The following is a 2,458-nucleotide window of genomic DNA, read 5'->3' as shown; positions in this document are numbered from 1 at the left end:
TTCCGCAGGATCTGAACAAGTACAAGGAATTCCTGCGCGGACAGAACCATTACGACACATATCTGCTCAGCGGTGTGTCCGGCCACGGGGCGCGCAGTTTTTATTATCCCGAGAAGGCGGTGCCGAACTGCGCCGGGTGCCACATGCCCCTGAAGGAATCGCAGGATTTCGGCGCGAATTTTTTCAATCCGACAAACCGGCAGGCGAGATTCATCCACGACCATCTCTTTCCCGGAGCCAATACGGGAGTCGCTTACCTCCGCGACCAGGCGGACATCGTGAAACGCCAAGAGGAGTTCCTGAAAGGCAGCCTGCGCGTGGATATTTTTGGCATCAAGGAAGGCGGAACCATTGACGGTCCGCTTACCGCGCCGTTACGCCCAACCGTGCCGACACTCAAACGAGGGCGGACCTATTTGCTGGAAGTTGTCCTCCGCACGCTGAAGGTCGGGCATCCGTTCACGCAAGGCACGGTGGACTCGAACGAGATCTGGGTGGACGCGAAAATCGCGGATGGCGGAAAGGTCCTTGGACGCAGCGGAGGTCTCGGCCCACACAACGAGGTGGATCCCTGGTCGCACTTCGTAAATGTGTATATGCTCGATCGCGACGGTCGTCGGGTGGATCGTCGCAACCCGCAGGATATTTTTACGCCACTTTATAACCACCAGATTCCGCCCGGCGCCGGCCAGACGGTGCATTACAGTTTTACCGTTCCCGAACGGCAGGCTGCCCCCTTGACGGTGGAAGTCAAACTGCAATATCGCAAGTTCGACACTATTTATTTGAACTACGTCTTCAACACGAACTATGTTGCGGGCGCGCCGTTCGTTGTAACGAACGACTTGCCGGTCACGACCATCGCTTCGGATCGGGTCGTATTCCCGGTCGAAGGAGGCGGCGCCCCGGCGATTGCCAATACGCCTTCGCCGGTTCCCGAATGGCAGCGCTGGAACGACTATGGCATCGGCCTCCTGCTCGAAGGTGACAAGGGTTCGGAGAAGGGCGAATTGATCCAGGCGGCGCAGGCATTCGACCGCGTGGAAAAACTGGGTCGTGCCGACGGCCCGATCAATCTGGCCCGCGTCTATTACAAGGAAGGCAGGCTCGACGACGCGGTCGCTGCGCTGCAACGCGCGGTCAAATTCGATCCGCCCGCGCCGCGCTGGACCGTCGCGTGGTTTACCGGTCTGGTGAACAAACAAAACGGGTTTCTTGATGAAGCAATCAAGGAGTTTCGCAGCATTCTGGAAGACCACTATCCCGAACTCGACCGGCGCGGTTTCGATTTCAGCAAGGATTACGAAGTGATCAATGAACTGGGGCAGACTTATTTTGAACGGGCGAAAATGGAACGCGCCAATCCTGCCGGCCAGAAGGAGTTTCTAATGAAGGCGGTCGAGCAGTTCCAGAGAACGCTGACGTTGGATTCCGAAAACTTGACCGCGCACTACAATCTTGCGCTGATTTATTCGCAACTGGGCGATGAAAAGGAGGCGTCCCACCAGCGGAAAGAACATGAAAAATATCTCCCTGACTACAACGCCGCCGACCGGGCCATCGCCCTCGCACGTCGGGCCGATCCAGCGGCCGACCATGCCGCTCAGGCAACGGTGATCTACCCACTTCAACGAGCTGGAGCGCCAGAGCTGACCAGGGAAACCACCCCGAAGACGGTTTTGCTTGCGAAATGAGGTGAGTCCGTTTCTGGCCGGCGAGTCACCCCCAAACCGCATGATCACCTACCGAACCGGCAACGATCTCGAGCTCGCCTCGGTCATAGAACTTTACCGCGCTTCGACGCTGGGTGAGCGCCGGCCCGTTGACGATCGTGAGCGAATGGCGGCAATGCTGGCGAACGCCAATCTCGTCATCACCGCCTGGGATGGCAACGCGCTGGTGGGCATGGCGCGTTCCATTTCGGATTTTTGCTACATCACCTATCTGTCGGATCTCGCCGTGTGTGTCTCACATCAACGCCGAGGCATCGGCAGGGAGCTGATTCGCCGTACTCAATCAGAAGGAGGCGCGAAAACCACATTGCTCCTGCTGGCGGCGCCGGCGGCGGAAAATTACTACCCGCATGTTGGTTTCACGCATCATCCACATGCATGGCTGCTAAACCCTGACGACCGGCTCGCGTGATTTCGCACCGCGATTTCTTGCGTCACTCGCGTCGTTTCTGCACGAGTCAATTCAATGAACACCAACCCGACTGAGCCACCCGACGAATCGGAGGAACTGGTCCATGCCGACGACGCCGTCATTGGCAGGGCCGTGCGCTGGTCGCTGATGGCCCTTGCGAGTATTGCGGTCGTCGTCGTCATCGCGATCGTAGCCCTCAAACGCAAACCTGCGCCTGTCCCGCCACGAGTCACGCAAATCGTCGCCCCGACTATTCCTGACAAATCCAAAGCCGAGATCCCTGTTGCCCGGTTCACGGACATCACGAAGGAAG

At 58.3% G+C, this 2,458-nt stretch carries 3 protein-coding genes; all 3 read left to right on the top strand.

Annotated elements, in window-relative coordinates; all coding sequences use genetic code 11:
* A partial coding sequence (locus VN887_18420; protein ID HXT41990.1) for a tetratricopeptide repeat protein occupies nucleotides 1–1,694 on the top strand: 1,694 nt, incomplete at its 5' end.
* Nucleotides 1,695–1,734: 40 nt separating this feature from the next.
* The gene (locus VN887_18415) at nucleotides 1,735–2,145 is read left to right on the top strand and encodes a GNAT family N-acetyltransferase (GenBank protein ID HXT41989.1); all 411 of its coding nucleotides are present in this window, start codon (nucleotides 1,735–1,737) and stop codon (nucleotides 2,143–2,145) included.
* A gap of 54 nt (nucleotides 2,146–2,199) precedes the next feature.
* On the top strand, nucleotides 2,200–2,458 hold a 259-nt coding region (locus VN887_18410), incomplete at its 3' end, for a hypothetical protein (protein HXT41988.1).

Source organism: Candidatus Angelobacter sp. (genome assembly GCA_035607015.1).
Taxonomy (GTDB): domain Bacteria; phylum Verrucomicrobiota; class Verrucomicrobiia; order Limisphaerales; family AV2; genus AV2.
Note: the sequence above shows the minus strand (reverse complement) of the source record. Positions and strands in the feature narration are given on the sequence as shown.

Coding starts and splice junctions, on each gene's coding strand:
- VN887_18415 (HXT41989.1), top strand. CDS start 1,735: ATGATCACCTACCGAACCGGCAACGATCTCGAGCTCGCCTCGGTCATA.